This window comes from Pseudomonas sp. p21 (assembly GCF_001642705.1).
Classification (GTDB): domain Bacteria; phylum Pseudomonadota; class Gammaproteobacteria; order Pseudomonadales; family Pseudomonadaceae; genus Aquipseudomonas.
Genome location: NZ_LWBV01000002.1, coordinates 167,757 through 188,395, shown reverse-complemented (window position 1 = coordinate 188,395; position 20,639 = coordinate 167,757). Strand labels below are relative to the sequence as shown.

20 protein-coding genes are annotated in these 20,639 nt (G+C 64.9%); 2 read left to right on the top strand and 18 right to left on the bottom strand.

Features of this window, described 5'->3' with window-relative positions; translation table 11 throughout:
- Positions 1 to 101: 101 nt before the first annotated feature.
- Entirely contained in the window at positions 102 to 1,373 is a 1,272-nt protein-coding gene (locus tag A4C63_RS05865; RefSeq protein WP_063911892.1) for an Hsp70 family protein, read from the bottom strand.
- A 164-nt stretch (positions 1,374 to 1,537) separates the two neighbouring features.
- Here A4C63_RS05865 and cbpA point away from each other — a divergent pair, with 164 nt between their 5' ends.
- A complete protein-coding gene (cbpA, locus tag A4C63_RS05860; protein ID WP_025340804.1) occupies positions 1,538 to 2,491 on the top strand; it encodes a curved DNA-binding protein in 954 nt (317 codons plus the stop codon).
- Positions 2,492 to 2,493: 2 nt separating this feature from the next.
- Positions 2,494 to 2,799, top strand: coding sequence for a chaperone modulator CbpM (locus A4C63_RS05855; RefSeq protein WP_063911891.1), 306 nt, complete (start codon positions 2,494 to 2,496; stop codon positions 2,797 to 2,799).
- A gap of 126 nt (positions 2,800 to 2,925) precedes the next feature.
- Here A4C63_RS05855 and A4C63_RS05850 read toward each other — a convergent pair whose 3' ends face one another.
- The 17 genes from A4C63_RS05850 to A4C63_RS05770 form a co-directional block, all read right to left on the bottom strand.
- Entirely contained in the window at positions 2,926 to 3,441 is a 516-nt protein-coding gene (locus tag A4C63_RS05850) for a GNAT family N-acetyltransferase (RefSeq protein ID WP_063911890.1), read from the bottom strand.
- Positions 3,442 to 3,472: 31 nt separating this feature from the next.
- Positions 3,473 to 4,171, bottom strand: a complete 699-nt coding sequence (urtE, locus tag A4C63_RS05845) for an urea ABC transporter ATP-binding subunit UrtE (RefSeq protein ID WP_063911889.1) — start codon at positions 4,169 to 4,171, stop codon at positions 3,473 to 3,475.
- A 158-nt stretch (positions 4,172 to 4,329) separates the two neighbouring features.
- Positions 4,330 to 5,187, bottom strand: a complete 858-nt coding sequence (gene urtD / locus A4C63_RS05840; protein WP_063911888.1) for an urea ABC transporter ATP-binding protein UrtD — start codon at positions 5,185 to 5,187, stop codon at positions 4,330 to 4,332.
- On the bottom strand, positions 5,184 to 6,263 hold the full coding sequence (urtC, locus tag A4C63_RS05835; RefSeq protein ID WP_063911887.1) for an urea ABC transporter permease subunit UrtC: 1,080 nt from the start codon (positions 6,261 to 6,263) through the stop codon (positions 5,184 to 5,186). Before urtC ends, urtD begins: the two co-directional genes overlap by 4 nt.
- The gene (gene urtB, locus A4C63_RS05830) at positions 6,263 to 7,750 is read right to left on the bottom strand and encodes an urea ABC transporter permease subunit UrtB (RefSeq protein ID WP_063911886.1); all 1,488 of its coding nucleotides are present in this window, start codon (positions 7,748 to 7,750) and stop codon (positions 6,263 to 6,265) included. Before urtB ends, urtC begins: the two co-directional genes overlap by 1 nt.
- A 78-nt stretch (positions 7,751 to 7,828) precedes the next feature.
- Positions 7,829 to 9,094 carry an urea ABC transporter substrate-binding protein gene (gene urtA, locus A4C63_RS05825; RefSeq protein WP_063911885.1) on the bottom strand — a complete coding sequence of 422 codons (1,266 nt, stop codon included), beginning with the start codon at positions 9,092 to 9,094 and terminating at the stop codon, positions 7,829 to 7,831.
- A 186-nt stretch (positions 9,095 to 9,280) separates the two neighbouring features.
- Positions 9,281 to 10,687 (bottom strand): D-serine/D-alanine/glycine transporter, encoded by a 1,407-nt coding sequence (gene cycA / locus A4C63_RS05820; protein WP_063911884.1) that lies wholly within the window; start codon positions 10,685 to 10,687, stop codon positions 9,281 to 9,283.
- A 233-nt stretch (positions 10,688 to 10,920) separates the two neighbouring features.
- On the bottom strand, positions 10,921 to 12,288 hold the full coding sequence (locus A4C63_RS05815; protein WP_063911883.1) for a PepSY domain-containing protein: 1,368 nt from the start codon (positions 12,286 to 12,288) through the stop codon (positions 10,921 to 10,923).
- Positions 12,289 to 12,346: 58 nt separating this feature from the next.
- Positions 12,347 to 14,395 carry a TonB-dependent copper receptor gene (locus A4C63_RS05810; protein WP_063911882.1) on the bottom strand — a complete coding sequence of 683 codons (2,049 nt, stop codon included), beginning with the start codon at positions 14,393 to 14,395 and terminating at the stop codon, positions 12,347 to 12,349.
- A gap of 67 nt (positions 14,396 to 14,462) precedes the next feature.
- Entirely contained in the window at positions 14,463 to 14,894 is a 432-nt protein-coding gene (locus A4C63_RS05805) for a DUF2946 domain-containing protein (RefSeq protein WP_063911881.1), read from the bottom strand.
- 23 nt (positions 14,895 to 14,917) lie between these two features.
- Positions 14,918 to 15,403, bottom strand: coding sequence for a copper chaperone PCu(A)C (locus A4C63_RS05800; RefSeq protein ID WP_063911880.1), 486 nt, complete (start codon positions 15,401 to 15,403; stop codon positions 14,918 to 14,920).
- A 47-nt stretch (positions 15,404 to 15,450) separates the two neighbouring features.
- Positions 15,451 to 15,840, bottom strand: a complete 390-nt coding sequence (locus tag A4C63_RS05795; RefSeq protein WP_063911879.1) for a DUF2946 domain-containing protein — start codon at positions 15,838 to 15,840, stop codon at positions 15,451 to 15,453.
- A 206-nt stretch (positions 15,841 to 16,046) separates the two neighbouring features.
- On the bottom strand, positions 16,047 to 16,901 hold the full coding sequence (locus A4C63_RS05790; RefSeq protein ID WP_063911878.1) for an SPFH domain-containing protein: 855 nt from the start codon (positions 16,899 to 16,901) through the stop codon (positions 16,047 to 16,049).
- Between the two features lie 26 nt (positions 16,902 to 16,927).
- Positions 16,928 to 17,365, bottom strand: coding sequence for an NfeD family protein (locus A4C63_RS05785; RefSeq protein ID WP_063911877.1), 438 nt, complete (start codon positions 17,363 to 17,365; stop codon positions 16,928 to 16,930).
- Between the two features lie 252 nt (positions 17,366 to 17,617).
- The gene (locus tag A4C63_RS05780; protein WP_063911876.1) at positions 17,618 to 18,343 is read right to left on the bottom strand and encodes a cobalt-precorrin-6A reductase; all 726 of its coding nucleotides are present in this window, start codon (positions 18,341 to 18,343) and stop codon (positions 17,618 to 17,620) included.
- Positions 18,340 to 19,434, bottom strand: a complete 1,095-nt coding sequence (locus A4C63_RS05775; RefSeq protein ID WP_063911875.1) for a cobalt-precorrin-5B (C(1))-methyltransferase — start codon at positions 19,432 to 19,434, stop codon at positions 18,340 to 18,342. Before A4C63_RS05775 ends, A4C63_RS05780 begins: the two co-directional genes overlap by 4 nt.
- Positions 19,427 to 20,638 (bottom strand): bifunctional cobalt-precorrin-7 (C(5))-methyltransferase/cobalt-precorrin-6B (C(15))-methyltransferase, encoded by a 1,212-nt coding sequence (locus tag A4C63_RS05770; protein WP_063911874.1) that lies wholly within the window; start codon positions 20,636 to 20,638, stop codon positions 19,427 to 19,429. Before A4C63_RS05770 ends, A4C63_RS05775 begins: the two co-directional genes overlap by 8 nt.
- Between the last annotated feature and the right edge of the window lies 1 nt (position 20,639).

Sequence of the window (20,639 nt, the reverse complement as noted above, 5' to 3'; positions counted from 1 at the left end):
TAAACCCGCTCCCACAAGTACGCCACAGCTCTCAAGACTTGCGGCAGCCCTGTGGGAGCGGGTTTACCCGCGAAGAGGCCGGTACAGGTAAAAGGGATGGCTCAGGCAGCGCCGTAACGCTTGCGTGCCTCGATGGCCAGCCCGCTACCAATGCTGCCAAAGATATTGCCTTCCACATGCCGCGCATTCGGCAGCATCGCCGACACACTGTTGCGCAGCGCCGGGATCCCACTGGAACCACCGGTGAAGAACACCGTATCGACCTGGGTCTCACTCACACCAGCCTTGGCCAGCAGTTCGCTCACGCTACCACGCACCCGCTCCAGCAACCCTTCGATAGCCCCCTCGAACAGCGCCCGTGACAGGTCCACGCCCAGCTCGCGCTCGATGCGGCCGAGGTCGACGTGGCGGCTCTGCTGCTCGGTCAGTTCGATCTTGCTGGCCTCCACCTCCATCGCCAACCAGTGGCCGGCACGCTCTTCGATCAGCTTGAACAGGCGGTCGATGCCCAGCGTGTCCTCGATGTCATAGCGCATGCTGCCCAGCGCCAGCTGCGACTTCTGCGAGTACAGGGCGTTGATGGTGTGCCAGGTGGCGAGGTTGAGGTGGTAGCTGGTCGGCATCAGTGCGCCGCTCTTCATGCGGCTGCCGTAGCCGAACAGCGGCATCACGCCCTGCAGGCTCAGCTGCTTGTCGAAGTCGGTACCGCCGATGTGCACGCCGCCGGTGGCGAGGATGTCGCTCTGGCGCTCGGCCACCAAGTGGCGCTCGGGCGACAGGCGGATCAGGGTGAAGTCCGAGGTACCACCGCCGATGTCGACGATCAGCACCAGCTCTTCGCGGCTGATGCCTGACTCATAGTCGAACGCCGCGGCAATCGGCTCGTACTGGAACGACACGTCCTTGAAGCCGATCTTGCGCGCCACTTCGGCCAGGGTGTCTTCGGCCTCCTGGTCGGCAGCCGGGTCTTCGTCGACGAAGAACACCGGGCGACCCAGTACCACCTGGTCGAATTCGCGGCCGGCAGCGGCCTCGGCGCGCTTTTTCAGCTCGCCGATGAACATGCCCAGCAGGTCCTTGAACGGCAGGGCGCTGCCCAGCACGCTGGTGTCGTGCTTGATCAGCTTGGAACCCAGCAGGCTTTTCAGCGAGCGCATCAGGCGGCCTTCGTAGCCTTCCAGGTACTCGTGCAGCGCCAGGCGGCCATATACCGGGCGACGCTCCTCGATGTTGAAGAACACCACCGAGGGCAAGGTGATCTTGCCGTCTTCCAGGGCAATCAGCGACTCGACGCCGGGGCGATGCCAGCCGACCGTGGAGTTGGAGGTGCCAAAGTCGATGCCCAGGGCACGGGCCGGGGATACGTCAGACATGGGGAATGAGCTTCCGGAGGCAAAACGGCCGCGCAGTTTATGCCAGTTGGCTACAGAATCAAGACCAGTCGTCTGCCATGGCGCAAACCCAAGGCGGTCTTGAAAGGCTATGCTTGACCCCTATCTTCTTTTGCAACACGCACATTCACATTGGTGATCCATAGATGGACTTCAAAGACTATTACAAGATACTCGGCGTAGAGCCCACGGCGGATGACAAGGCGATCAAGGCCGCGTACCGCAAGCTGGCGCGCAAGTATCACCCCGACGTCAGCAAGGAGCGCGACGCCGAGGAAAAATTCAAGGAGGCCAACGAGGCCTACGAAGTGCTGGGCGACGCGCAGAAACGTGCCGAGTTCGACGAAATCCGCAAGTACGGTGGCCAGCATGGCCGGCCGTTCCAGGCACCACCGGGGTGGGAAAGCCGTGGCGGTGGCGGTGGCTTCGAGGGCGGTGATTTTTCCGACTTCTTCAGCTCGATCTTTGGTGGCCGAGGAGGCAACCCGTTCGGTGGCGCCCGGCAGCAGCAACGCAGCGCCGGCAGGCGAGGGCAGGACGTGGAGCTAGAACTGGCAGTGTTCCTTGAAGAGACCCTGAGCAAGGAGTCCAAGCAGATCAGCTTCCAGGTGCCGCAGACCAATGCCATGGGCCAGCGCACCGGCTTCACTACCAAGACCCTGAACGTGAAGATTCCGGCCGGGGTGACCGATGGCGAGCGCATCCGCCTCAAGGGCCAGGGCGCGCCGGGCAGCGGTGGCGGGGCCAATGGCGACCTGTTCCTGACCATTCGCATGGCACCGCACCCACTGTTCGATGTCGAAGGTCATGACCTGATCATCACCGTGCCGCTGGCACCGTGGGAGGCAGCACTGGGCGCCAAGGTGGCCGTGCCGACCCTGGACGGCAAGATCAACCTCACCATCCGCCCCGACAGCCAGAGCGGCCAGCGCCTGCGCGTACCGGGCAAGGGCCTGGCCAACAAGAGCGGCGAGCGCGGCAACCTTTACGCGCAATTGAAAGTGGTCATGCCGCCAGCATCCGACGAGTCTGCCCGCGAACTGTGGACCAAGCTTTCCGAGAAGGCTGCGTTCAACCCGAGGACACAATGGAGTAAGTGATCATGAGCAGCACCCTGATCGTTCAACTGGACATGCGTACCCTGTGTCAGGAGGCCGATATCACGGCTGACTGCGTGATCGAAATCGTCGAGCACGGCATTGTCGAACCTTCCGGGCGAACGCCGGAGGACTGGTTGTTCGACGATCAGGCGCCGTTATTGGCCAAACGTGCGGCGAAGCTGCATCAGGAGCTGGAACTGGAGTGGGAAGGGGTGGCGCTGGCGCTGGAGCTGCTGCAGGAAGTGCAGCAGTTGCGCAGTGAGAACAGCATGCTGAGGCAGCGGTTGGGCAGGTTTATCCAGATGTGAGTTTTGCAGGCCCGGCCTCTTCGCGGGTGAACCCGCTCCCACAGGAATCGCACGATCCCTGAGATGTGTGCAGTACCAGTGGGAGCGGGTTTACCCGCGAAGAGGCCAGTACAGGCAAAATCAAATTCAGCTTGGTTCAGTCCCCGGGTTCAGCACCAGCTGCATGAAGGTCAAGTCCAGCCACCGGCCAAACTTCACCCCCACCTGCGGCATCTGCCCGGTCACTACGAAGCCCAGGCGCTCGTGCAGGTGCACCGACGCTGCATTGCCGCTCTCGATGGCCGCCACCATCACATGCTTGCCACACTTGCGTGCACGCTCGACCAGCGCTGCCATCAGCAGCGGCCCCAGCCCCTTGCCACGCTGGTCGCCACGGATGTACACCGAGTGTTCAACGGTGTTGCGAAAGCCCTCGAATGGCCGCCAGTCGCCAAACGATGCATAGCCCAGCACACCGCTCCCATCCACCGCCACCAGGATCGGGTAGCCCTGCTGCGCCCGAGCGGCGAACCAGGCCAGGCGGTTGGCCAGGTCCACCGGGGTTTCATTCCAGATCGCCGTGGTGTTGCGCACCGCGTCGTTGTAGATGTCGAGGATGCCCGGCACGTCGGAGGGCAGGGCGTCGCGGATTTCATGACTCATGACAGCGTCTCGCAGGGTGGTTGTTTGCAGATTAAATGGTTACCAGCCCACGCACACCCTCGGCTTGCATGTTTTTGCCATGGCCCCGCTGGATGATCTCGCCACGGGCCATTACCAGGTACTGGTCAGCCAGTTCCTCGGCGAAGTCGTAGAACTGCTCGACCAGCAGGATGGCCATGTCGCCGCGCTCGGCCAGGCGACGGATGACCGCGCCAATTTCCTTGATGACCGAAGGCTGAATGCCCTCGGTGGGCTCGTCGAGGATCAGCAGGCGCGGGCGGCTGGCCAGGGCGCGGCCGATGGCCAGCTGTTGCTGCTGGCCGCCGGACAAGTCGCCGCCACGGCGCTGTTTCATTTGCTCCAGCACCGGGAACAGTTCGTAGATGAAGGACGGCACTTCGCGCGCTTCACGGGCGGGAAAGCGCGACAGGCCCATCAGCAGGTTCTCCTCGACAGTGAGGCGCGGGAAGATCTCGCGGCCCTGTGGCACGTAGGCGATGCCGGCGTGGACCCGTTGCTGCGGCTTGAGGCTGGTGATCGGCTTGCCTTCCCATTCGATGCTGCCATCGCGGGCGGGTACCAGGCCCATCAGGCAGCGCAGCAGGGTGGTCTTGCCCACGCCGTTGCGGCCCAGCAGGCAGGTGACTTCGCCGACCTTGGCTTCGAAGGACAGGCCCCGGAGGATATGGCTTCCGCCGTAGTACTGGTGCAGGGTGTCGATCTTGAGCATGTGTGTATTCCTGAAATTGTTGCTGTGCCTGTGCCGGCCCTTTCGCGGGCTCGCCCGCTCCCACAGGTACTCCACAGGGCTCGAAAACTGTGGGTTTCCTGTGGGAGCGGGCAAGCCCGCGAAGAGGCCGGTACAGGCTTCAAAAATTCAAACGCCGGTCACCGGCCCAAGTAGACCTCGACCACCCGCTCATCCGCCTGCACCTGCTCCAGCGACCCTTCCGCCAGCACACTGCCCTGGTGCAGCACGGTCACATGGTCGGCAATGCTGCCGACAAACCCCATGTCATGCTCCACCACCATCAGCGAATGCTTGCCGGCCAGGCCCTTGAACAGTTCGGCGGTGAACTCGGTCTCGGCATCGGTCATGCCCGCCACCGGCTCGTCCAGCAACAGCAGTTGCGGCTCCTGCACCAGCAGCATGCCGATCTCCAGGAATTGCTTCTGCCCATGCGACAGCAAGCCTGCCTGGCGCTGGGCCAGCGGCAACAGGCGCAAGGTGTCCAGCACCTCGTCGATGCGCTGGCGCTGCTCACCACCCAGCCGCGATGCCAGGCTGGCCCACACCGATTTGTCGGTCTTCAGTGCCAGCTCCAGGTTCTCGAACACCGTCAGCGCCTCGAACACCGTGGGCTTCTGGAACTTGCGACCAATGCCGGCCTGGGCGATCTGGTATTCGCTCATGCGGGTCAGGTCGAGGGTGTCACCGAAATAGGCCGTGCCGCTGTCGGGCCGGGTCTTGCCGGTGATCACATCCATCATCGTGGTCTTGCCGGCACCGTTGGGGCCGATGATGCAGCGCAGCTCGCCCACGCCGATGTAAAGGTTCAGTGCGTTCAGCGCCTTGAATCCATCGAAGCTGACGCTGATGTCTTCCAGGCTCAGCACTGTGCCGTGGCGGGTGTCGAGGCCGGCCTTGCGGCTGTGACCCAGGCCGATGGCGTCGCGGCCAGCGCCGAGGTTGTCGAACACCGGTTCGAGCATGAATTCAGGGTGTATCGGGGGCACGCCTCTCATGGCTGGCTCCTTTTCTTCAACAGGCCGACCACGCCCTTGGGCAGGTACAGGGTGACGAGGATGAACAACGCGCCGAGGAAGAACAGCCAGAACTCCGGGAAGGCCACGGTGAACCAGCTTTTCATGCCATTGACCAGGCCGGCGCCGAGCAGCGGGCCGATCAAGGTGCCGCGCCCGCCCAGGGCCACCCATACGGCGGCTTCGATGGAGTTGGTAGGCGACATCTCGCTGGGGTTGATGATGCCCACCTGCGGCACATACAGCGCGCCGGCCAGGCCGCACAGTACGGCGCTGAGCACCCACACCAGCAGCTTGAAACCGCGTGGGTCGTAGCCGCAGAACATCAGGCGGTTCTCGGCGTCGCGCACGGCGGTGAGCAGGCGGCCGAACTTGCTGCGGGTCAGGCGCCAGCACAGGTACAGGCTGGCCAGCAGCAGGGCCACGGTGAGCAGGAACAACACCGCGCGTGTGCCCGGCGCGGCAATGTCGAAGCCAAGGATGGTACGGAAACTGGTGAAGCCGTTGTTGCCGCCAAAGCCGGTTTCGTTGCGGAAGAACAGCAGCATACCGGCGAAGGTCAGCGCCTGGGTCATGATCGAGAAGTACACGCCCTTGATCCGCGAGCGGAAGGCGAACCAGCCGAACACCAGCGCCAGCAGCCCGGGCGCCAGCACCACCAGGCACAGGGCCCAGGCGAAATGCTGGGTACCGGCCCAGTACCACGGCAGCTCGCTCCACGACAGGAAGGTCATGAACCCTGGCAGGCCGTAACCGGCGGCCTGGCGCATCAGGTACATGCCCATGGCGTAGCCACCGAGGGCGAAGAACAGCCCGTGGCCCAGCGAAAGCAGCCCGGCGTAGCCCCAGACCAGGTCCAGGGCCAGGGCGACGATGGCATAGCAGAGGATCTTGCCGACCAATGTCAGGGTGTAGGCCGACACTTGCAGGGTATGGTCCGCCGGCAGCAGCGACAGCAGCGGCAGGGCCACCAGCAGTAGGACAACGACGGCGCCGATGGCAAGGGACAGCCGTGGCCCGGCCTTTTGCGAAGCGGTGACAAGCAGTGGCTGGTTCATCAGTCGATTACCCGTCCCTTGAGGGCGAACAGGCCTTGCGGGCGCTTCTGGATGAACAGAATGATCAACGCAAGGATGAGGATCTTGCCGAGCACTGCACCGATCTGCGGTTCCAGCAGCTTGTTGGCGATGCCAAGGCCGAAGGCGGCCCACAGGCTACCGGCCAGCTGGCCGACGCCGCCGAGCACCACCACCAGGAACGAGTCGATGATGTAGCTCTGGCCCAGGTCCGGGCCGACGTTGCCGACCTGGCTCAGGGCCACGCCGCCGAGCCCGGCGATGCCCGAGCCGAGGCCGAAGGCGAGCATGTCGACGCGCCCCGTGGACACGCCGCAGCAGGCCGCCATGTTGCGGTTCTGGGTGACCGCGCGCACGTTCAGGCCCAGCCGAGTGCGGTTGAGCAGCAGCCAGGTAAGCAGTACCACGGCCAGGGCGAAGCCGATGATCACCAGGCGGTTGTATGGCAGCACCAGGTTGGGCAGCAGCTGGATGCCACCCGACAACCAGGCCGGGTTGCTGACTTCGACGTTCTGCGCGCCGAACAGCAGGCGGATGGCCTGGATCAGGATCAGGCTGATGCCCCAGGTCGCCAGCAAGGTTTCCAGTGGTCGGCCGTAGAGGTGGCGGATCACTGTGCGCTCCAGTGCCATGCCGACCCCGGCACTGACGGTGAAAGCGACTGGCAGGGCGATCAGCGGGTAGAACTCGATGGCGCCGGGGGCGTAGCGCTGCAGCAGTACCTGGACCATGTAGGTGCTGTAGGCGCCGAGCATCAGCATTTCGCCGTGGGCCATGTTGATCACCCCGAGCAGGCCGAAGGTGATGGCCAGGCCAAGGGCTGCCAGCAGCAGGATCGAACCCAGCGACAGGCCGCTGAAGGCCTGACCGAGCAGCTCGCCGACCAGCAGCTTGCGCTGGACCTGGGCCAGGCTGGTTTCGGCGGCGGTGCGCACGCCCGGGTCGTTTTCCGCGTCGGGTTGCAGCAGCGCTTCGAGGCGGGTGCGGGCCTGCGGGTCACCGGTTTCGCCGAGCAGGCGTACGGCGGCCAGGCGTACTGCCGGTTCGCTGGCGCCCAGTTGCAGGTTGGCCAAGGCCAGGCCGAGAGCGGCGTGCACGGCGGCGTCCGGTTCGCTGGCGAAGCGCCGGTCGAGGAAGGCCATTTGTGCCGGTTGTGCGCTTTTTTGTAGTTGTTGGGCTGCGGCCAGGCGGATGTCGCTGTTGTCGCTGAGCAACTGGTGGCTGGCCAGGGCATTGTCGATCAGGCCGCGCAGGCGGTTGTTCAGGCGTACCTTGCGCGTGTCATCGGCGGCGATGCGGCCCTGGCGCAGGTTGTCCAGCAGCGGCAGGCGTGCGGCATCGGGTTGCGCCGCCCAGCTTTCGAGCAGTTGGGCCTGCTCGGCGGGCTTGGCGGTGAGGAAGAATTCGCCCTCGCTGGCCTGGGTGGCCAGGGGCATCAGCAGAAGAAGGGTTAGCAGGAGTCTAAGCATGCGAGCAATCCTGGAATACAGCGGTGGATTCTTCGCGGGTTTACCCGCGAATGGGCCGCAAGGCGGCCCCAACGGCTCTCAATTACCTTTCACGGCGTAATCAGGGCGCTTGTCGTTGCCCGGAATGAACGGGCTCCATGGCTGCGCCCGCAGCGGTTGCTCGGTTTCCCACACCACGCTGAACTGCCCGTCATCCTGGATCTCGCCGATCATCACCGGTTTGTGCAGGTGGTGGTTGGTCTTGTCCATGGTCAGGGTGAAGCCGGATGGCGCCTCGAAGCTTTGTCCGGCCAGCGCCTTGCGTACCTTGTCGACATCGGTGGACTTGGCTTTCTCCACCGCCTGGGCCCACATGTGGATACCGACGTAGGTGGCTTCCATCGGGTCGTTGGTCACCGCCTTGTCGGCACCCGGCAGGCCCTTGGCCTTGGCGTAGGCCTTCCAGTCGGCGACGAATTTCTGGTTGACCGGGTTATCCACCGACTCGAAGTAGTTCCACGCCGCCAGGTGGCCCACCAGCGGCTTGGTGTCGATGCCGCGCAGTTCTTCTTCGCCCACCGAGAAGGCCACCACCGGCACGTCGGTGGCCTTCAGGCCCTGGTTGGCCAGCTCCTTGTAGAACGGCACGTTGGAATCGCCGTTGACCGTGGAGATGACCGCAGTCTTGCCGCCGGCGGAGAACTTCTTGATGTTGGCGACGATGGTCTGGTAATCGCTGTGGCCAAACGGCGTGTACACCTCTTCGATGTCCTTGTCGGCCACGCCCTTGCTGTGCAGGAAGGCGCGCAGGATCTTGTTGGTGGTGCGCGGGTAGACGTAGTCGGTGCCCAGCAGGAAGAAGCGCTTGGCGCTGCCGCCATCTTCGCTCATCAGGTATTCCACGGCCGGGATGGCTTGCTGGTTGGGCGCGGCGCCGGTGTAGAACACGTTCGGCGACATCTCCTCACCTTCGTACTGCACTGGGTAGAACAGCAAGCCGTTGAGTTCTTCGAACACCGGCAGCACCGACTTGCGCGACACCGAGGTCCAGCAGCCGAACACCACTGCCACCTTGTCCTGGGTCAGCAGCTGTCGGCTCTTTTCGGCGAACAGCGGCCAATTGGAGGCCGGGTCTACCACCACCGGTTCGAGCAGCTTGCCATTGACGCCGCCCTTGGCGTTGATCTGCTCGATGGTCATCAGCGCCATGTCCTTGAGCGAAGTCTCGGAAATGGCCATGGTCCCCGACAGCGAATGCAGGATGCCGACCTTGATGGTCTCGGCGGCCTGGATGCTCCAGCTCAGGCCCATTGCGGCAATCGATGCGCTAAGGGTGAAGGCCTTGATCAGACTGCGTCGCTTCATGTGCTCTCTCCGCTGAGTTTTTTATGTGTTGGGCAAGCGGGGAGGGGGTTGCAAGGGGTGTGCCTAACGGCGGAAGGTGCGCAATAGAGGGGTTGTGCGAGGTGTTGGGGCGTTGGTTGGATCCAGGTTGGTGCCTGCGGGATTTGTGTGCACAGGATTGGGGCTGCAAAGCAGCCCCCGAGGCCATCAGCCGTTACGCACCGCCGTGCGCGGATGGCGCTTGCTGCGCACCCCCTGATAGGTCACCGCCAGCAGCACAAACCAGATCGGCGTCACCAGCAATGCCGCGCGGGTATCTTCCTCCAGGCTCAGCAACACCAGGATGAAGGCAAAGAACACCAGGCACACGTAGCACATGAAGCGCCCGCCCGGCATCTTGAACTTCGACGCCTGGTGCAGCGCCGCTCGCTGCTTGCGGTACTGCAGGTACGACAGCAGGATCAGCGTCCAGACAAACATGAACAACACTGCCGAAACGGTGGTGATCAGGGTGAATGCCTCGACCACGTTCGGCACCAGGTAGATCATCACTGCACCCAGCAGCAGGCAGGTGCAGGAGAAGTACAGGCCATTGGCAGGCACCGAGCGGCCCGACAGCTTCTCGAACGCCTTGGGTGCGTCACCTTCCCGCGCCAGGCCGTACAGCATGCGGCTGGTGGAGAACACGCCGCCGTTGGCCGACGAGGCCGCCGAGGTCAGCACCACGAAGTTGATGATACTCGCTGCCGCCGGCAGGCCGGCCAGCACGAACAGCTCGATGAACGGGCTCTTGCCCGGTACCACGTCGCGCCAAGGTGTGACGGCCATGATTGCGATCAGTGCCAGTACGTAGAACATGATGATCCGCAACGGGATCGAGTTGATCGCCCGCGGCAGGGTTCGCTCCGGGTTCTTCGCTTCGGCGGCGGTGGTACCCACCAGCTCGATACCGACGAAGGCGAACACGGCGATCTGGAAACCGGCGAAGAAGCCCATCAGGCCATTGGGGAACATGCCACCGTCGTTCCACAGGTTGGCCAGCTGCGCGGTGCGCCCACTGGGCGAGGTAAAGCCGCTGATGACCATGTATGCGCCGGTAGCGACCAGACCGAGAATGGCGACGATCTTGACCAGGGCGAACCAGAACTCCAGTTCACCGAACATCTTCACGGTTACCAGGTTCAGTGACAGCAGCAGCGCCACGAAGGTCAGCGCCGGTATCCACTGCGGCAGCTCCGGGAACCAGAATTGCGTGTATGCCGCGATCGCGACCACGTCGGCGATGCCAGTGACCACCCAGCAGAACCAGTAGGTCCAGCCGGTGAAGTAGCCCGCCCAGGGGCCGAGCAGGTCGGCGGAGAAATCGATGAACGACTTGTAGTTGAGGTTGGACAGCAGCAGTTCGCCCATGGCGCGCATGACGAAGAACAGCATGAAGCCGATGATCATGTAGACGAAGATGATCGACGGCCCGGCCAGGCTGATGGTCTTGCCCGAGCCCATGAACAGGCCGGTACCGATCGCGCCGCCGATGGCGATCAGCTGGATGTGGCGGTTGGTCAGGTTGCGTTGCAGATGCTGTTCATCTGGCGCTGTGGGTGAGGTTTGCGTCATAGGCTGCATTCCGTTGAACGGTCGGTCGTCTTGTCAGAGGTAGCCGGCTAGGCTAACACGCGCGTTCCAGTTCGGGGCGCGACAGATCGACTCGACTTTTGGGTAGCAGTGTCATGCCTGTGCCGGCCTCTTCGCGGGCTTGCCCGCTCCCACAGGTACGCCACAGGCCTCGAAATCTGTGATGATCCTGTGGGGGCGGGCAAGCCCGCGAAGAGGCCGGTAGAGGCCAACACTCAAGCGCTGGCCAGCACCCGGCCGCGCCTGACCACCAGGCTATCCACCAGCCACATCACCACCATCGACACCCCCACCAGCGGGAACATCAGCCCCAGCACCAGCATCACCCCCACCGCCGCCTTCCAGCGCGCCAGGTCATGGCGCAGCGGCGGCACGCCCAGCCCGCCAGCCGGCCTGCGCTTCCACCACATCACCAGCCCGCTCACCGAGCCCAGCAAGATCATCAGGCACACCAGCAGGATGATGATCTGGTTGAACGCCCCGAACATCTTGCCTTCATGCAGCATCACGCCCAGCTCGGTGGCGCGGGCGACCGGGCTGTAGTCCTGCCAGCGCACATCGGCCAGGACCTTGCCGGTGTACTGGTCGACATGCAGGGTGGCGTCGTTGCGCGGGTCGTCGGCGAATACGGCAACGGTGAACACGCCATCGGCCGAGGTGGGCAGGGTGATGCTGTAGCCCGGTTCGACCTGGCGCGCGGTAGCGATGTCTTCGACCTGCTGCAGGCTTACCTGCGGCGCTGCCGGCGCGCTCGACATCATGTGGTGCCCGGCATGTTCGGCGTGTGCAGCGGACTGCGGCATCGGCGTGTTTTCCAACGCCCAGGGAACGGTCTGGCGGTGTGCGCTGTTGAGTTCACCCGCCTGCCGGTCCGACTTGGGCACGTCGTTCCACATGGCCGCCGGAAAGCGGTTCCACAAGTCGGCGTACTGCTTGCCCCACAGCCCGGTCCAGGTCATGCCGCTGACCAGCATCAGCAGCAACAAGGCCGAGCCCCAGAAACCGGTGACCGCATGCAGGTCGCGCCAGAACGGTCGGCCGCGTGCCGACAGCCGCGGCCACAGCACGCCAGCGCCATTGCGCCCGCGTGGCCACCACAAGTAAAGCCCCGACACCACCAGCACGATGCCCCAGCCGGCGGCCAACTCCACCAGGCGGTCGCCGACCGTGCCGACCATCAGCTCTCCATGCAGGGCGCGGGCGATGGCCTGCAGGTTCTGCTTGCCATCCTGTTCGCCGAGGACTTTGCCGCTGTAGGGGTCGACGAAGACGTTAAGTTCGCGCCCAGCGTCATGTACCACGAATTGCGCGCTGCGTTCGGCGTCCAGCGGCGGCAGGTACTGGCCAACGTGGCCCTTGGGGTAGGCCTTGCGCACCTCGGCCAGCAGCGCGTCCGCGCCCTGTCGGTGGTGGCCGGCTTCGACCACCATCAGCTCGCGATACAGCAGTGGGTCGAGTTGCGGCTTGAACAGGTAGATGATCCCGGTGATCGCCAGCAGGATCATGAACGGGGCCACGAACAGTCCCGCATAGAAGTGCCAACGCCAGGCCAGGTTGTAGAAATTGATGCGTGTTCCTCTCATGGGAACCTCCTGTTTGACCAGCAGATGGGCGCGACCTGCGCCGCGCCCGTTGTTGTTGTCAGAAGCTGAAGTCGACCTTGGTCCAGAAGGTCCTGCCTGGCTCGTTGACCGGCTGTGGATCGGTTGCCGGGTAGCCGAACCCGGCGTTCCCGGCCAGGTTCAAGTGCTCGGCGTAGGTCTTGTCGAACAGGTTGTCGACCCCCGCGCTGAGCTTGAGGTGGTTGCTTACCTTGTAGGCGCCATTGAGCGAGAACACGCCGAAGCCGGCGCTCTTGTCGTAGTCCTTGCCGACCACGTTGCCCTGTTTCTCGGCGATGCGGTTCTGTTCCGCCACCAGCCGCCACAGTGCGCCGACGCTCCACACATCACGGCTGTAGGTCAGGCCCAGGCGGCTTTCCAGGGGCGGCATTTGCGGCAGCGCTGTGCCATCGCTGCTGTTCTTGCCCCAGGCGTAGGCCAGCGTGGCGTCGGCCTTCCAGTTTTCCGTCAACTGGTAGGCCGCGCCCAGTTCGCCGCCCATGATGCGGGCGTCGATGTTACGGGCCCGGGAGCTCATCCCCAGGTAATCGAACAGGATGTAGTCGCGGATCTGCCCCACGTAGCCGGACGCCCAGGCTTCCATGCGTTCGTCGCGGTACTGGACACCGAAGTCGAGCTGGGTGGTCTTCTCCGGCTTGATGCTGTCGAAGGCATTGACCGAGCCCGAGGGGCCACCTGCGGAGAACAGCTCCCAGTAGTCGGGGAAACGTTGCACATGGCCGAGGCCGATGTAGGTGGTGGCTGGCAGCGCCGCCAGGTCGTGCTCGTAGCGCACGAAGCCGCTGGGCAGGGTGTCGGCGCGGGTGTTGCCGTTGGTGGCGCTGGTCGCGCGGAAGTCGCGGGCCGAGGCACGGTCCAGGCGGGCACCGCTGATCAACCGGTCCTCACCGCTGACGTACCAGGTCAGCTCGCCGAAGGCACCATAGTTGTGGAAGTCGGCGTCCTTGGTCCAGGCCTTGCCCTTGTGCGCATTAACACCCATGCCACTGCGCTTGCGATGTTCGTTGGTCTGCGCGTCGATGCCGCCGATCAGTTGCACGTCGGCCCAGCGCCAGGTGGCCTTGATGCGTGCGCCCATGGTGCGGCGGTCGACGTTGCTGACCATCGGCATGCCCATCATGCCGCTGCCAGAAGGCGTGCGCAGGCTGTAGTTGTCCATCACGTGGTCGGCGTAGTTGTAGTAGACCTGTGCTTCGACCTTGTCGAGCACCTCGCCGAGGTTGGACTTTTCAAACCGCATGCCCAGGCTTTCGCGCTTGAACTGCGAGCCGTCCATGCCGCGCCCGGCATAGCGGGCCTCGCCATCGCCCTTGCCAGCGGTGAGTTCCAGCAAGGTGTCCTGGTCGGGCGTCCAGCCGAGGGCGACATCGCCGTTCCATTTGTCCCAGCGTGACGGCACGGTGTTGTTATCGCCGTCGTGGTAGTCGTCCGAGCGCGACTGGTTGCCGACGAAGCGGGCGTAGCCCAGGTCGTTGCCAGCGGCGGCGTCCAGCACCTTGTCGAAGCGGCCATTGGAACCGGCCAGCAGGCTGGCGTTGACCCGGCTGCCGAGGGTGCCGAACTTCTCCGGCTCGCGCTCGAAGAGGATGGTGCCTGCCGAACCGCCCGGGCCCCAGATAACGCTTTGCGGGCCTTTTATCACGGTCAGGCGGTCGTAGGTTTCCGGCGAAATGTACGATGTGGGGGCGTCCATGCGGTTGGGGCAGGCGCCCAGCATCAGGCCGCCATTAGTGAGGATGTTCAGGCGCGAGCCGAACATGCCACGCAGTACCGGGTCGCCGTTGGTGCCGCCGGCGCGGATGGCCGAGAAGCCGGGGATGGTCTTCAGATAGTCGGCACCGTCGCTGGCCGGCACCGGCTGGCGGGGGTCTTTCGGGTTGGTGACCACGGTCAGCGGCGAGCTCGGGGCTACGGCGGTGATCACCGTCGGGCTCAGCTCGGGGGCGTCGTGTGCATGGCCTTCATGGCCAGGGTCGGCGGCCAGGGCCACGGGCGCGAGCAGCGAGCCGCACACGGCGGCAATGGTCCCTCGCAGGGACAAGGCAAAAACAGGGGTGCAGCCGGACATAATGATTCCAGTCGATCAGTCATGAGTCAGCACGAAGCCTCCTGGCTCCGTGCAAAAAAATGTGGGTTCAGACGTTGATCGAGGAAGGTGGGGCGCGGCTGCGCGCGCCGGGGAATACAGCCTGCCGGGCATGGCCCTGGCGCGTGGGCGCGAACAGGTGGGTGGTAGGGACGACGCTTCCGGCGCTGAGCGGGCTTAGGGCCTGGGGCAGGGCCGGGCAGTTGAACAACAGGCTGCAGTAACCGCACTTTTCCCACATCACATGCAGCTGGCCATCGCCAGCCTGGCCGTGATGGGGGTCGCCGCCATGCTGATGGGCAGTCGCCATCGGCATGTCCATCGGCATGCTCATGCCGGCGTGGTGGTCCATTGGCATCGACTGGGAAATCAGCGGGCCGATGAAGATCATCCACATGGCGAACAGGCTCAGCCATCCGCCACCGGCGCGCCTGCGGTCAGGGCGGGTGGTGCGGCTGAGGCTGTTGCGCGGCAGGCTCATGACGAGTGCCTTTCAGCAGGTGGTCAATGCGCGTGTTCGTGGGCTTGCGGCTGGTCCGTCGGCGCCTGCTTCTGCACGGCCACATCGACGGTGATATTGCCGGCCTTTTCGAAGTGCAGGGTCAACGGGAAGCGCTTGCCGTCGCTGAGCAGGCTGCGGTCCTTGGGCTGCATCAGCATCACATGGTAGGCGCTGGGGGCGAAGATCAGGTCCTTGCCGGCGGGCACCACCACGCTGGGCACCTGCTGCATCTTCATGGCGCCGCTGGCGCTCATGGCATGCTCGTGCAGCTGCGCGTCATCGCTGATTGGGCTGTCGACGCTGAGCAGGCGGTCGTCGACCTGGCCGTTGTTGTGCACCACGAAATACGCCGCGACGTTGGGGGCGTTGGGGGGCAACTGCAGTGACCAGGGGTGGGCGATGTGCAGGTCACCCACGCTGTATTCGTGGGCATTGGCAAAGGCGCCGGGCAGCAGCAGGGCGGCCAGGACGAGGGCGTGCTTGAGCATGGTGAATCTCCGTTTCTGTTCAGGTTCAGGCAGACAGCGTGATGAACTCAGGCCAGCGGAGATGCACGGGGGTTGAGCGCCGGCCAGAGTTGGCGCGGCGTGGCGTGGTAGTCGGCAGGTGGCGGCAGCAGCCCGGCGAGCAGTATCGGCGGGTTGTGCAGCTGCGGCGGGTAGCCGGGCAGGGCCAGCAGCGGCGCGGCGCCGGAGCAGCACCAGCAATTCATCATGCTGGCGCTGTCGTCGCTTTGCGGGCCGAGGTCGATCTTGGCCAGGGCCTGGACGTCGGCCTTGGCCTTGTTGGCCATGCTGGAACAGAAGGCCCCCCACAGCAGCTGCTCTGCCGGGCCCTTGGGCGCGGCAGAGGACAGCGGCATGGCCAGCAGGTTGAACAGCACTGCAAGGCAGGCTATCCAGGCGATGTGCCGACGTGGGGGCATGGAGAGATCCGGTCAGGAATCGTGGTGGGTATTGTAAGGCCGAGTATAGGTAAAAATGGCGGGGTGCGGTGAAGTGACGCAGGCCTGCAGTTGAAGCAGTGTCGCCTGCTTCGCGGGCACGCTCGCTCCCACAGGTTTGTCACCAGCCGGGGGGCAATGGGTAACCTGTGGGAGCGGGCGTGCCCGCGAAGAGGGCTAAATCAATCTCAAGCCTTGTTGCGGCCCATCAGCCCGCGCACTGTCTCCTGCAGGTCCGCCGGCAACACCACCACCTTGGCATTGCTGCTGCCCGCCAGGTTCTCCATCGCTCCCACATAACGCTCGCCCAGCAGGTACATCGCCGGCACGGTCTCGTTGCCGACCGCGTCCTTGACCAGCGAAATCGCCCGCGCCGAGGCTTCGGCCAGGCTGATCTGTGCCTCGGCATCCAGCCTGGCCGCCTGCAAGCGTGCTTCTGCCTCGAGGATCGCCGCCTGCTTGGCCCCTTCGGCGCGGGTCACGTCGGCCTTTCGCTCACGCTCGGCGGCCGCCTGGCGCTCCATGGCCAGTTGCATGTTCTCCGAAGGCTTGATGTCCTGGATTTCCACCGAGCGTACGGTCACACCCCAGTCTTCGGTCTGCTCGGACATCGCTTCGCGCAGGCGCGCCTTGATCTGCTCGCGGCTGGACAGTGCTTCGTCCAGGTCCATGGCACCGACGATGGCGCGCAGCGAGGTCATGGTCAGGCTGGTGACGGCGAACGAGAAGTCCTGCACGCCATAGGAGGCCTTCTGCGGGTCGACCACCTTGGCGAAGCACAGCGCGTTGGCGACGATCACCGCGTTGTCCCTGGTGATGATTTCCTGCTGCTGCACATCAAGGATGATGTCCTTGGTCGGCAGGCGGTAGGCGACCATGTCCATGTACGGGATGACGATGTTCAGGCCGGGCTTGAGCGTGCTTTGGTAGCGGCCCAGGCGCTCGACGACCCATTCCTCGCCCTGGGGCACGATGCGCACCCCCTTGAACACGGTGATCAGGACGAACAGGGCGATGGCGACGACAACGATGAGGCTGGTCATGATGCGCAATTCCTTTTAGTGCGGATTCAGGCCCGGATGACCCGGGCGGTGTTCCCTTCGATGGCGGTCAGGCGTACCCGCTCGCCGGCCGCGATCTCGCTGTTGGCGATGCAGGTCCATTCTTCGTTGCCGAGGATCGGCTTCTGGAAGCGCACGCGGCCTTTCTGGAACTCCGAAACGCCAGCGGTCAGCAGCCCCACTTCGCCGATCACGCTGTCGGCGGTCCAGCGCACGTCTGGTTGCTTGCGCCGGAACAGCTTGAACCACAGCGCCGTGGTGACTGACGACAGCAGCACCCACAGCAGCACCTGCATGTCCAGTTGCAGGCTGGGGGCGACCAGGGAAATGAGCGACACCAGCACGGCACCGATGCCGAACCAGAGGATGAAGAACGTCGGCAGGACCAGTTCGAGCAGGATCAGTGCGATGCCGAACACCAGCCAGATCCACCATTGCATTTCCATATGTGTAGCCTTCCGGGGGGGAGGTTCCGAGTTTAAGGTAGCAGGGCGGCACAGGGCCACTTCATGGTTTGAAAGAAAAGTCCGAAAGGGCTGTAGGAGCAATTGTCGTCCGCAAATGTATGAACGTTGCCGCGCCAACTGTGGGAGCGGGTTCACCCGCGAACACCGGCGAAGCCGGTGCCATGCACCGCGTTGATTTCTTCGCGGGTAAACCCGCTCCCACAGGGATCTGCGGTGCGCTTACGGAATTTGTTATCCGCGCAGGTCGAGCGCCGCAGCCAGATCAGGCAGTGAGTCGAATGCCCGGTCCACATCCGGCAAAGCCGGCCGCTTCAGGATCAGCACAGGTATCCCCAGCTCCCGCGCCACCTCCAGCTTCGGTTCGGTCGCCACGCTGCCGCTGTTCTTGCTGATCAGCACATCGATCCTGCGGCGCTGGAACAACGCACGTTCATCTTCAATATGGAATGGCCCGCGCGCGCCAATCACTTCACAGCGATCATTACCAGGGCATGCCTCCAGCGCACGCAAGGTCCAGAACTGCTCCGGCGGTATCTCCTCCAGATGTTGCAGCGGCTCACGCCCCAGCGTGAACAATGGCCTGCGAAACGGCTTGAGCGCCTCGATCAACCCTGCCCAGTCCTCGACCTCGCGCCAGTCGTCCCCCGCTTGTGCCTGCCAGGCCGGGCGGCGCAAGGCCCAGCACGGAATGCCGGCAATGCGTGCGGCGCTGGCGGCATTGCGGCTGATCTGTGCGGCATAGGGATGGGTGGCATCGATCAGCAACGTGATGCCCGCCTCATGCAGGTAGTTGGCCAGGCCCTCGGCGCCGCCAAAGCCACCGACCCGAACCTGGCATTGCAGGTCCTGCGGCACCCGGCCGATGCCCGCCAGGCTGTAGATGTGCTGTGGGCCAAGGCGGCAAGCGATGGCCAGGGCTTCAGTGACGCCGCCAAGCAGCAGGATGCGCCCGTTCATTGCACACCCGCCCGGCCGACGATGCCACCCTGGCGGTCGATGGCGAACACCTCCACCTGCACCTGCGCCGGCACCACGCTGCGGGCGAAGGCCAGGGCGTGGGCGCACACCGCGTCACCCAGGGGGATGCCGGCTGTATGGGCCAGTGCCAGGGCCTGCTGGCTGGTGTTGGCAGTAATGATCGCGGCCTGCAGCACCTCGTCGGCGCCGATGTCCGCAGCCCAGCCGGCCAGTTGCGGCAAGTCGATGCTGGAGTGACGGCTGTGCAGGTCCATGTGCCCGGCGGCCAGCTTGCTGATCTTGCCGAAGCCGCCGCACAAGGTCAGGCGTGGCACCGGCACCTTGCGCAGGTGCTTGAGCACCGCACCGACGAAGTCGCCCATTTCGATCAGGGCGATTTCCGGCAGGCCGTAGACCCGGCGCATGGTGTCCTCGCTGGCGTTGCCGGTGCACGCGGCGATGTGCGTGTAGCCGTTGGTGTGGGCGACGTCGATGCCCTGGTGGATCGAGGCGATGTAGGCCGCGCAGGAAAACGGCCGCACGATGCCACTGGTGCCGAGGATCGACAGCCCGCCAAGGATGCCCAGGCGCGGGTTCATGGTCTTCAACGCCAGTTGCTCGCCGCCCTGTACATTGACCGTGACCTCGAAGCCGCCGAGGTAGCCGCATTCGTCCGCCAGGCGTTGCAGGTGTTCGCTGATCATGCGCCGTGGCACCGGGTTGATGGCCGGCTCACCCACCGCCAGCACCAGCCCCGGGCGGGTCACGGTGCCGACGCCGGTGCCGGCGACAAAGCGGATGCCCGGTTCGGCCAGCAGGCGCACCTGGCTATAGAGCAGGGCGCCGTGGGTCACATCCGGGTCGTCGCCGGCGTCCTTGAGCGTGCCCGCTTCGGCGCCTTTGCTGGTGAGGCGGCAGAACTCCAGGCGCATCTGTACCACCTTGCCCTTGGGCAGGGTGATGCTGACGGCGTCGCTGCTCTCGCCGCCCAGCAGCAAGCGTGCTGCTGCCAGGCTGGTGGCGGTGGCGCAGCTGCCGGTGGTCAGGCCGCTGCGCAGGGGGGCGGGTTGTTCGCGGGTTTCTTCACGCATCGGCGGGTTTCACCACGTCCAGCAAGGTGATCGGCAGCGCCTGGCGCCAAGTGTCGAACGCGCCCAATGGCTGGGCATGGGCGATGTGGATGCGGGTCAGCTCGCCGTCGTGGCGTTCACGGAAATGCGCCAGGGCCAGTTCGCTTTGCAGGGTCACGGCGTTGGCTACCAGCCGGCCGCCGGGGCGCAGGTTTGCCCAGCACAGGTCGAGTACACCTTCGCGGGTGACGCCGCCACCGATGAAGATCGCATCCGGTTGCTCCAAGCCTTCCAGCGCCGCCGGTGCCTTGCCGCGGACCAGTTGCAGGCCGGGTACACCCAGCGCATCGCGGTTGTGTTCGATGAAGCCCTGGCGGCCTTCGTCAGCCTCGATGGCCAGGGCGCGGCATGCCGGGTGGGCACGCATCCATTCGATGCCGATCGAACCGCAGCCGGCGCCCACATCCCACAGCAGCTCGCCGGGCTGTGGTGCCAGGCGCGCCAAGGTGATGGCGCGGACATCGCGTTTGGTCAGCTGGCCGTCATGCCGGAAGGCGCTGTCCGGTAACCCGGCCAGCCGGTGCAGGCGCGGGGCGTCGGCTGCGGCCAGGCACTCGATGGCCACCAGGTTGAGCGCGGCGACGTCGTTGTGCGGCCAGTCCTGTGCGGTGCCGGCCAATTCACGTTCGTCCACGCCACCCAAGTGCTCGAAGACCCGCAGGCGACTTGGCCCGAAGCCCCGCTCGCGCAGCAGCGTGGCAATTGCTGCCGGGCTATCGCCGTCGTTGCTCAGCACCAGCAGGCGCACGCCGCTGTGCAGGTGGGCATTGAGCGCAGCCAGGGGCCGAGCGACCAGCGATACCACTTGCACGTCCTGCAGCGGCCAGCCCAGGCGGGCGGCGGCCAGGGCGCAGGAGGAGGGCATCGACAACACGCGCATTTCCGCGGCGGGCAATTGGCGCGCCAGGCTGGCGCCGACGCCGTAGAACATCGGGTCACCGCTGGCCAGCACGCACACCGGCTCGCCGCGCAGGGCCAGTAGCGGGGCCAGGGAGAACGGGCTTGGCCAGCTCAGCCGTTCGCCGGCCACGCAGCGTGGCAGCAAGGCCAGCTGGCGCGGGCTGCCGAAGATCCGCGCAGCGCCCAGCAACGCGCGCCGGGCCTGCTTGCCCAGGCCGCTGAAGCCGTCTTCGCCGATACCTACTACTGTCAGCCAGGGTGCCATG

Excerpts from the sequence above, each read along its gene's own strand:
- A4C63_RS05865 (WP_063911892.1), bottom strand. The coding sequence starts at position 1,373 with ATGTCTGACGTATCCCCGGCCCGTGCCCTGGGCATCGACTTTGGCACC.
- cbpA (WP_025340804.1), top strand. The coding sequence starts at position 1,538 with ATGGACTTCAAAGACTATTACAAGATACTCGGCGTAGAGCCCACGGCG.
- A4C63_RS05855 (WP_063911891.1), top strand. The coding sequence starts at position 2,494 with ATGAGCAGCACCCTGATCGTTCAACTGGACATGCGTACCCTGTGTCAG.
- A4C63_RS05850 (WP_063911890.1), bottom strand. The coding sequence starts at position 3,441 with ATGAGTCATGAAATCCGCGACGCCCTGCCCTCCGACGTGCCGGGCATC.
- urtE (WP_063911889.1), bottom strand. The coding sequence starts at position 4,171 with ATGCTCAAGATCGACACCCTGCACCAGTACTACGGCGGAAGCCATATC.
- urtD (WP_063911888.1), bottom strand. The coding sequence starts at position 5,187 with ATGAGAGGCGTGCCCCCGATACACCCTGAATTCATGCTCGAACCGGTG.
- urtC (WP_063911887.1), bottom strand. The coding sequence starts at position 6,263 with ATGAACCAGCCACTGCTTGTCACCGCTTCGCAAAAGGCCGGGCCACGG.
- urtB (WP_063911886.1), bottom strand. The coding sequence starts at position 7,750 with ATGCTTAGACTCCTGCTAACCCTTCTTCTGCTGATGCCCCTGGCCACC.
- urtA (WP_063911885.1), bottom strand. The coding sequence starts at position 9,094 with ATGAAGCGACGCAGTCTGATCAAGGCCTTCACCCTTAGCGCATCGATT.
- cycA (WP_063911884.1), bottom strand. The coding sequence starts at position 10,687 with ATGACGCAAACCTCACCCACAGCGCCAGATGAACAGCATCTGCAACGC.
- A4C63_RS05815 (WP_063911883.1), bottom strand. The coding sequence starts at position 12,288 with ATGAGAGGAACACGCATCAATTTCTACAACCTGGCCTGGCGTTGGCAC.
- A4C63_RS05810 (WP_063911882.1), bottom strand. The coding sequence starts at position 14,395 with ATGTCCGGCTGCACCCCTGTTTTTGCCTTGTCCCTGCGAGGGACCATT.
- A4C63_RS05805 (WP_063911881.1), bottom strand. The coding sequence starts at position 14,894 with ATGAGCCTGCCGCGCAACAGCCTCAGCCGCACCACCCGCCCTGACCGC.
- A4C63_RS05800 (WP_063911880.1), bottom strand. The coding sequence starts at position 15,403 with ATGCTCAAGCACGCCCTCGTCCTGGCCGCCCTGCTGCTGCCCGGCGCC.
- A4C63_RS05795 (WP_063911879.1), bottom strand. The coding sequence starts at position 15,840 with ATGCCCCCACGTCGGCACATCGCCTGGATAGCCTGCCTTGCAGTGCTG.
- A4C63_RS05790 (WP_063911878.1), bottom strand. The coding sequence starts at position 16,901 with ATGACCAGCCTCATCGTTGTCGTCGCCATCGCCCTGTTCGTCCTGATC.
- A4C63_RS05785 (WP_063911877.1), bottom strand. The coding sequence starts at position 17,365 with ATGGAAATGCAATGGTGGATCTGGCTGGTGTTCGGCATCGCACTGATC.
- A4C63_RS05780 (WP_063911876.1), bottom strand. The coding sequence starts at position 18,343 with ATGAACGGGCGCATCCTGCTGCTTGGCGGCGTCACTGAAGCCCTGGCC.
- A4C63_RS05775 (WP_063911875.1), bottom strand. The coding sequence starts at position 19,434 with ATGCGTGAAGAAACCCGCGAACAACCCGCCCCCCTGCGCAGCGGCCTG.
- A4C63_RS05770 (WP_063911874.1), bottom strand. The coding sequence starts at position 20,638 with ATGGCACCCTGGCTGACAGTAGTAGGTATCGGCGAAGACGGCTTCAGC.